General features: G+C 31.4%; 6 protein-coding genes. 5 read left to right on the top strand and 1 reads right to left on the bottom strand.

The features are described from left to right. The 5 genes from ABWP78_RS01830 to ABWP78_RS01850 all read left to right on the top strand — a co-directional run. Positions 1-1300 (top strand): T9SS type B sorting domain-containing protein (locus tag ABWP78_RS01830; protein WP_353168382.1); only part of this gene is annotated, 1300 nt, incomplete at its 5' end. Between the two features lie 7 nt (positions 1301-1307). Next, the gene (locus ABWP78_RS01835) at positions 1308-2255 is read left to right on the top strand and encodes a PorP/SprF family type IX secretion system membrane protein (RefSeq protein ID WP_353168546.1); all 948 of its coding nucleotides are present in this window, start codon (positions 1308-1310) and stop codon (positions 2253-2255) included. Between the two features lie 13 nt (positions 2256-2268). Then, positions 2269-4215: an OmpA family protein gene (locus ABWP78_RS01840; protein WP_353168384.1), complete on the top strand. Its 1947-nt coding sequence runs from the start codon at positions 2269-2271 to the stop codon at positions 4213-4215. 58 nt (positions 4216-4273) lie between these two features. Then, on the top strand, positions 4274-4693 hold the full coding sequence (locus ABWP78_RS01845; RefSeq protein ID WP_353168386.1) for a hypothetical protein: 420 nt from the start codon (positions 4274-4276) through the stop codon (positions 4691-4693). A 6-nt stretch (positions 4694-4699) separates the two neighbouring features. Beyond that, complete coding sequence (locus ABWP78_RS01850; RefSeq protein WP_353168389.1) at positions 4700-6178, top strand: hypothetical protein; 1479 nt, start codon at positions 4700-4702, stop codon at positions 6176-6178. Between the two features lie 73 nt (positions 6179-6251). Here ABWP78_RS01850 and ABWP78_RS01855 read toward each other — a convergent pair. Next, positions 6252-9164: DUF642 domain-containing protein (locus ABWP78_RS01855; protein ID WP_353168392.1), on the bottom strand; the 2913-nt coding region annotated here is incomplete at its 5' end.

Raw genomic sequence — 9164 nt, forward strand, 5'->3', positions numbered from 1 at the left:
TGGTTGTTCAATAGCAGATGCACCAGCAGCTATGACTTCGGTAGCCGCATTAGAAGCAGCAGGGTTAAGTATTTCAGATAACTGTACTTCTGATGCAAATTTAGTTGTAACACACACAAATGGAATTTCAACAGGAACATGCCCAATTACCTTCACAAGAACCTACACCATAAAAGATGCGTGTAACAATACCACTACAGCTATTCAAACAATTAACATCAATGATACGACTGCACCTGTTGTAGCAGGAACTTTAATATCAGTAAATATAAGTGGTTGTCCGTTATTAAATCCGACAGCAACAATTACTACAGTAGCCGCGTTAGAATTAGCAGGAGTAACGATTTCAGATAACTGTACTACGGATGCGAATTTAGTTGTTACGAGTATAGATAGTAATGCAACAGGTATTTGTCCGATTGTATTTACAAGAACGTATACAATAAAGGACGCGTGTAACAATGCAGTAACAACAACTCAAACCATCACGATCAGCGATACAACTCCGCCAGATTTTTCAGGTATTTTACCTCAAAATATTACTTTAGAATGTAACCAAACTATTCCATCAGCGCCAATATTAACTGCAACAGACAATTGTACTTCAGTAGTTACAGTTAATTTTACAGAACAAAATATACAGGGTACTTGTCCGAATAATTACAGTATTATTAGAACTTGGGTGGCAACTGATATTTGTGGAAATTCACAAACGCATACGCAACAAATAACGATTCAAGACACAACACCACCAGTTTTTGTTGGAAGTTTACCAATAAACGAAGTTTTTGCAAAATGCGATGGTATTCCAGAAGCTCCAGTATTAACTGCAACTGATAATTGTGGAACCGTAATTGTAACTTATTCGGAAGTTAAAATTGATGGCGATTGTACAAATAAATATAAATTAGAAAGAACATGGACAGCAACTGATTCATGTGGAAATGAAACACAAATTACCCAAACGGTATATCTAGCTTGTTATGTTACGCCATATAATGCCTTGTCTCCTGATGGCGATGGGTTGAATGATGTTTTTATTATTGAAGGTTTAGAATGTTATCCAAATAATACCGTTGAAATATACAACAGATGGGGTGTAATGGTTTTTGAAGCGGCATACTATGATAACGTAAATAATGTTTTCAGAGGCTTTTCAGACGGTAGATCTACTGTTTCAAGAAATGATAAATTACCTACAGGCGATTATTGGTATGTGCTAAAATACGAATATGATTTATACGGAAGAACTAAAGAAAATATTGAAAAAATAGGATATATTTATATTCAAAATCAATAATTAAATGATGAATAGAAAAATAAAAAATATTGTCATATCTGTCAAATTCATTTTGATTGTGACTATAGGATTGCTAAATACTACTAATTCAGTAGCGCAGCAAGATGCCCAGTTTACTCAATATATGTATAATACTATAAATGTAAATCCAGCTTATGCGGGTTCAAGAGGCGTAATGAGTGTTTTTGGAGTTTACAGAGCACAGTGGGTTGGTTTGGAAGGGGCACCAACTACATCAGCAGCTTCTATTCATTCACCTATTGATAATTCAAGAGTCGGATTAGGACTATCTCTTTCAAAAGATGAAATAGGTATTTCAGACAGAAAGACAGTTTCTACAGATTTTTCATATACCATAAATACTACAGATGACTATAAATTATCTTTTGGTATTAAAGGTTCAGCCAGTTTATTAAATGTAGATTATACCAAACTAAATAAATACGATAAAAACGATCCAAAGTTTCAAAATAATATAGATAATCAATTCTCCCCAAATATTGGAGCGGGTGTTTATTATCATTCGGATAAATTATACGCAGGTGTTTCTGTTCCATTTATTTTAGAGACCAAACATTTTGACGACAATACAAATTCAGTGGCTAAAGATGCACTACATTATTATTTTATAGGAGGTTATGTTTTTGACGTGTCAGAAACTACAAAATTTAAACCTGCATTTTTAGTTAAATCTGTAAAAGGAGCACCACTTCAGGCAGATGTAACCGCTAATTTTATGTTTTTCGATAAATTTGTACTTGGTGCAGCTTGGCGATGGAGTGCTTCTGCAAGTGCCTTAGCCGGTTTTCAAATTGACAGCAATTGGTTTGTGGGTTATACGTATGATTCGGACAGTACAAAACTAGCCAATTATAACTCTGGTTCACATGAAATCTTTTTAAGATATGAGTTTAAAGGGAAACAAGAAAAAATTATTTCACCTAGATTTTTCTAAAATGACAAATAGTATGAAAATAAAGAATAGTATATCATTTTGTTTTATGGCTTTTGTTTTTTTTGGTTATTCTCAAGAAGTAAAACTTAAAAAAGCCAATTCTAATTACGAGAATTTTCAATATGTTGATGCCATTAAAACATATGAAAAAGTAGCCAAAAAAGGATATAAATCCGTTGAATTGTTTAGCAAACTTGGCGATTCCTATTACTTTCAATCTAAATTGAAAGAAGCTAATTATTGGTACAACGATTTGTTTTTATTAGATCAGAAGTTAGATTCGGAATATTATTTCAGATATGCACAAACTTTAAAAGCAGTTGGCAATTATAAAAAAGCCGATGCCATGATGGAGGTGTTCAATCAAGTAAATATTTCAGATTTGCGTGCCATGTTATCCAAAGAACAATTTGATTATTTGGAAGAAATAAAAAATAATTCTGGAAGATACAATGTACAAAATGCAGGAATTAATTCAGAATTTTCTGATTACGGCACTTCGTTTTATAAAAACACGTTGGTTTTTACTTCTGCAAGAGATACAGGTGGTGTTTTTGTAAAAAAGCACAGTTGGACCAATCAGTCTTATACAAACTTATATGGTTCTTTAATTACAGACAATGGAAATCTGTCTGAACCTGAGAAATTTTCAAAAAAAATTAATTCAAAATACCACGAATCTACTCCCGTTTTTACAAGCGATGGAATGACTATGTATTTTACCAGAAATAATTTCTTAAACGGCAAAAAAGGAAGAGATAGTGAAAAAGGCATTTTGCTAAAATTATATAAAGCCACTAAAAATGGAGAGGAATGGGGCGCCGTTTCGGAACTACCATTTAATAGTAACGAGTATAGTTGTGCACATCCCGCGTTATCTCCAGACGAAAAAACATTGTATTTTTCTTCAAATATGCCAGGTACAAAAGGCATGTCTGATATATATAAAATAGCCATTCTTCCTGATGGAACTTTTGGTACACCAGTTAATTTAGGTAATAAAATTAATACAGAAGCAAGAGAAACTTTCCCATTTATTTCCAATAAAAACGAATTGTATTTTGCTTCAGACGGCCATCCAGGTTTGGGAGGTTTAGATGTTTTTATTACTCAATTGAAAGAAGATGGTACATATGGTAAAGTAAAAAATGTAGGTGAGCCAGTGAATTCAAATTTCGATGATTTTGGTTTTATTATGGATACCGCATCAAAAAATGGTTTTTTTAGTTCAAATAGAGAAAAAGAAAATTTAGGATACGATGATATTTATAAGTGTACAGAGATTATTCCTGTTCCAAAAGATTGTCAGCAAAATTTAAAAGGTGTAGTTGTTGATTCTCACACTCAAGTACCTATTGAAGGTGTAAAAGTGGTGATGTTTGATATAAATTACTTAAAATTAGGTGAAGAAATTACTGATATTGAAGGAAAATTTGATTTTGGTTCGGTAGATTGTGGAAATAAATTCCGAATTGTACCTGAACAAAAGGATTACGCTACGGTTGAAAATATGGTTATTATTACTAAAGAGTCAGATATGAAAGATTTAAAAATTTCGATGACTCCAAAATTGCAACCAATTGCAGTAGGTAGAGATTTAAGAAGAACCTTAGGAATTGAAATTATATATTTTGATTTAGATAAAGCTATAATACGTAAAGATGCAGAAGTGGAATTGGCAAAAATCTTAGAAGTGATGAAGCAATATCCAAGTATGGAAATTGATGTTCGCTCGCATACGGATAGTCGTCAAACTAAAGGTTATAATTTAGCACTTTCTGATAAGCGGGTCAAATCTACCATAAAATGGTTAGTTGCAAATGGTGTTGAAGCCAAACGATTAACCGGAAGAGGTTATGGCGAATCGCAATTAGTAAATAAATGTGCAGACGACATTCCTTGTACAGATCAAGAACATCAAGCCAATAGGCGAAGCGAATTTATAATAACAAAGCTGTAATTTTTTAAACATTTAATTCCCCAAATCAATGATTAAAAAAATTGTAAAATTTAGTTTTATGGCGATAGCTATATTCTTTTTTTCGTGTTCTTCTCAAAAGTTAAAAGAAATATCTTTTAGAGAAGCTCAAAATTATTTTGTAAAAAACACTTTTAATACAGAGCAAATTGTTTCAAAAAAAATAACTTCTCTAAGCGAGTTAAATCATTTTTTTGGAAGCGCTACTGTGATGGGTAGTGATGGTAAACCTACTGAAATTAACTTCGAAACAGAGTTTGTTGTAGTTGTTATTTGCCCTGAAACGCATTTCACTTCTCAATTTACTTCTATAAAATTAGTTGAGGAAGAAGAAAACAAAGTAAATATCGAATATAAAATCATAACTAAAGAAAAGCAAACCTATAGTGTTGTGCCTTTTTCTTTAATGATTGTTGGTAAAGAACATGTAGACAAACATTTTGTTTTAAAACAATATTAATTTAGTATGGCAACAAAAAACACCATATTTAATATTGTTAAGTCGTTATCAATGAATGAGAAAAGATATTTCAAAATTTATTGTAAACAACACGTTGTAAATGGTCAAAACAAATATGTTTTGCTGTTTGATTTGATTGATAGTCAAACTGTTTTTGATGATGAATTAATAAAAAAAGAACTAAATAAGTTAAATTATTCCATAAATAACTTTTCGTCAGATATTAATTATTTGTCTAAAATCCTTTTAAAATGTTTAAATGAGTTTCATTCTGAAAAGACATCGGATTTAAAAATTAAACAAAATTTAATTACAATTGAAATTTTGTTTTACAAAGGATTATATGAAGAATGTCTTCAATTAATTTCCAAGACAAAAAGAATAAAATTAGCGAATGAAAATAAAAATTTATTGTCTGATCTTTTAAATTGGGAAAAAAAATGCGTTGGATATTCAAGAGGATTGTTAGGAGCAATTGAAGTAAATAACAAATTAGATGTTTACTTTGATGATTTAAAAGAAAAAAAAGAACTTACTGATTTTTACTATAAAAGTTATTATTACAAAAATATTATTGGAAAAATTTCTCAAGTTGAACTTGTTTCTGAGTTTAATAATGCGGTTATACTTCCTTTTGAAAAGCAAAAATTTTCATTAACCACCTTACAATCAAATATATTTTATAATTTAATTTATGCCAATTTTTATAAAATTAAAATTGATAAGGAAAATGAACTGTTGTTTTTAAAAAAAGTAACCAAAATTTATGAAGAAAACGAGGAATATAAGTTTGAAAATCCTTTAGACTTTATTTCAATTTATATTCGAATAATTGACATTAGTAAAAAGAAAGAATCTGAAGTTTTTTATACGGATTTAGCAAGATTAAAAGCGTTTACTTCTATAACTAGTCTGCAAAGTAAAGTTGCTGAAGAGCGTATATTTTTACACACTAATCAATTAGAATTAGAACATCTTTTATATACAAATAAAACAAAAGAGGCTTTTGTAATTTTAGAGGTTTTAAAAAGAGCATTGTTGGATAAAAGATACACACTAGAACCTTATTATATTATTTCTACATATTATTTATTTACTGCAACTTACGTACTTACAAGTAATTTCTCGTTAGCTTTAAAGTATGTGAATAAAATTTTAAATGAACACAATTTTAATCAAAATCCAAAAGAATTTATACAAGCTGAATTTTTAAATATTATTATTCATTATGAATTAAAAAATTATACTTTAGTTCAAAAGTTCATTGCTAATTTGCAGAAAAAATATAGGCCAAATTTTAAATTCAGTTATTTTGAAATAGAGATTTTAAAAGCCATTACTAAAATTTCTAAAAACAAACATATTGTTAACGAAAAAGCAGTTTTCACAAAACTGAAAAACGACATATATAAAAAATATGATGCATCTCAATTGGTTTATAATAATTATCTTAAATACATTATTTCAAAATCTACATCAAATTAATTTTTTAATTTTTATAACATAAAAAAAGGGCTATCTTATATAAGATAGCCCTTTTCTATTTATTAGTATTTAATTAGTTTTTAATTAAACGTTGTGATTTAATATTCTCACCTTGTTTAACAATTACATTATAAATACCACTTGGTAAATTAGCACCAAGCGTAATTGAATTTAGGTTGTCTTTACTGATTGTTTTATTTTCAATATTTCTTCCTTGAAGATCAAAAACACTAATTTCAACATCAGCATCACTATCAGAAACTAAATTTAATGAGAACGTTGAAACACTTGGATTTGGATATAAAATCACGTTATAATTTATAACTTTATCCAATGGTTTTTCTTCTGTAATTCTATTTACAATTATATTACAAGTTGTAACATTAAATGCTGAAGAAGTAATTGTGCTTCCATCAATTAGAGTAACAGTTACACTATAAGTACCAGCTTGATTCACCGATATTGTAGGTGTTGTTTCTCCAGTTGACCATAAATAACTAACAATATTATTGTTGTTTAATAATGATAAAATTGTAGAGGAACCATTACAAATTTCATTCAATCCAATAACTACAGAACTATTATTAGCACAATCGTAGTAATTAAAATTAACATCATCAATTAAATTTCCAGCTCCAGGCGTATATCCTGTTAATCCTTCAATAAAAATTCTAACTTTAGTTTGATTATTAGCACTTGTATAATTTGCTGAAATCTTCTTCCAAAGATTACTAGTAGCTGTTGCGTTAAACGAATAAATATTAGAGTTATTTGTAGGATCAAAAAGCGTTACTTTAATTGTTTCGTTTGCAGAAGTACGTGCTCTATACATGAAACTCAATTGAAGCGATTTATTTGCTAAAACAGTAACATCTTGGTAAATTTTACCTAAAACACTACCATTTACTTCAATATATTGGTTTCCGTTAGGTACAGGAATACTCAATACATTTTTGTGTACTTCAATTTTGTTACCGTCCACTAAATTTGTCCAACTTGGTACAGAAACCATACCCCAAGATGACGTAATTGCTGGGTTTTCAAACGATCCATTAACTAAAAGGTTGTTTGAAGCCGGACAATACGTACATGCATAAGTAGTAACAACAATTTCTTTAACAATACTACATCCGTTACTATTTGAAATAGTTACCGAATAAGTTCCAGGAGTTGTTACATTAATTGAAGCTGAAGTAGCGCCTGTATTCCATAAATAAGAACTACCACCTGTTGCAGTTAAAGCGTTTGTTGAGCCAGAGCAAAATGATGTAGCTCCATTGATACCTGCACTAGTTAAGAAGTCAGCAACCACAAACGGAGCAGAAATAATGCTTGTTCCGTTAGCAAATGTAACTTTCACTAAATAACTACCTGGTTGATCAACCGTAATAGAAGATGTTGTAGCTCCATTTGACCATAAATAATTTACAGCACCTGTTGCATTAGTTACACTAAGTGTAGCGTCATTTTCATCACAGAAATAATTTGAACCAATAATTGTTGCAGTATTAGGACCACAATCGATATAATTTAAAGTTACATTATCTAAGTAATTTCCACTACCAGGATATAAAGAGGTAATGGTTTGTAATCTAACTCGTACTGAAGTTTGATTAGCAGCAGTTACATAATTTCCAGTAATTTTTTTCCAAATACCATGTACTGCAGTTACATCAAATGTATATACATTACCATTGTTAGTTGGATCAGAAAGTGTTACACGTAATTTTTCTAAGCCAACTGCACTTTCTCTAGCTCTATGCATAAAGCTTAATTCTAAAGTTTTATTTGGTAATACAGTAACATCTTGGTGTATGTTTCCTCTTTGGTTTGCATTTAATTCAACAAACTGAATACCATTTGCTGGAGGCGTCCAACAACCAACACAATAAAGGTTAGCTCCCATGATTTCTACTTTATTACCATCAACTGCATTAGTCCAATAAGGCATTTGTTCGAAACTATAACGTCCACCTCTTCCTGGGTTTTCAAAAGAACCATTTTGTAAAAGGTTTCCAATAGTAGGACAAGCAAAGTTGCAGTAATTTGTGTTGATGATTAATGAAGTTTGAGCTTCACAACCATTTGCATTAGTTACTGTTACCGAGTAAGTTCCGCTAGTATTTACTGAAATAGAAGCTGTTGTAGCACCTGTATTCCATAAATATGAAGTTCCTTCTGAAGCAGTTAAAGTGCTTGTTTCTCCAAAACAGAAACTAGTTCCATTAGAAGAAGTAATAGTTGCAATTAAAGCTTCTGGTTCTGTAATTTCTACCGAAGCAGTAGTTTCACATCCGTTTGCATCTGTAATTGTAAATTGATGTGGTCCAACAGGTAAATCTAATGGAGAAGGAGAAACTGTATAAGGAGATGTTCCACCAGTAATTGCAACTGTTACGTCAGTTACTCCACCATTACATGAAATAGTTCCTGCTGATGCAGTAGCTGCTAAAGCAGTACCTGTTACTTCCCAAGCACAAGAAGTTGTGTTGAAAGTCGCAGTTTCGTAACAAGCTACTGTTGGTTGAGCAGGTTGCGTACCCGTTACATCCCAAGCACAAGAAGTTGTGTTGAAAGTCGCAGTTTCGTAACAAGCTACTGTTGGTTGAGCAGGTTGCGTACCCGTTACATCCCAAGCACAAGAAGTTGTGTTGAAAGTCGCAGTTTCGTAACAAGCTACTGTTGGTTGAGCAGGTTGTGTCCCCGTTACATCCCAAGCACAAGAAGTTGTGTTGAAAGTCGCAGTTTGGTAACAAGCTACTGTAGGTTGAGCTGGTTGAGTTCCTGTTACATCCCAAGCACAAGATGTTGTGTTGAATGTTGCAGTTTGGTAACAAGCTACTGTAGGTTGAACAGGTTGTGTCCCTGTTACATCCCAAGCACAAGAAGTAGTGTTGAAAGTCGCAGTTTGGTAACAAGCTACTGTAGGTTGAGCTGGTTGAGTTCCTGTTACATCCCAAGCACAAGATGTTGTGTTGAATGTTGC

This window comes from Flavobacterium sp., assembly GCF_040402955.1.
In the GTDB taxonomy this organism is placed as follows: Bacteria; Bacteroidota; Bacteroidia; order Flavobacteriales; family Flavobacteriaceae; genus Flavobacterium.

Coding starts and splice junctions, on each gene's coding strand:
- ABWP78_RS01845 (WP_353168386.1), top strand. CDS start 4,274: ATGGCGATAGCTATATTCTTTTTTTCGTGTTCTTCTCAAAAGTTAAAA.
- ABWP78_RS01850 (WP_353168389.1), top strand. CDS start 4,700: ATGGCAACAAAAAACACCATATTTAATATTGTTAAGTCGTTATCAATG.
- ABWP78_RS01840 (WP_353168384.1), top strand. CDS start 2,269: ATGAAAATAAAGAATAGTATATCATTTTGTTTTATGGCTTTTGTTTTT.
- ABWP78_RS01835 (WP_353168546.1), top strand. CDS start 1,308: ATGAATAGAAAAATAAAAAATATTGTCATATCTGTCAAATTCATTTTG.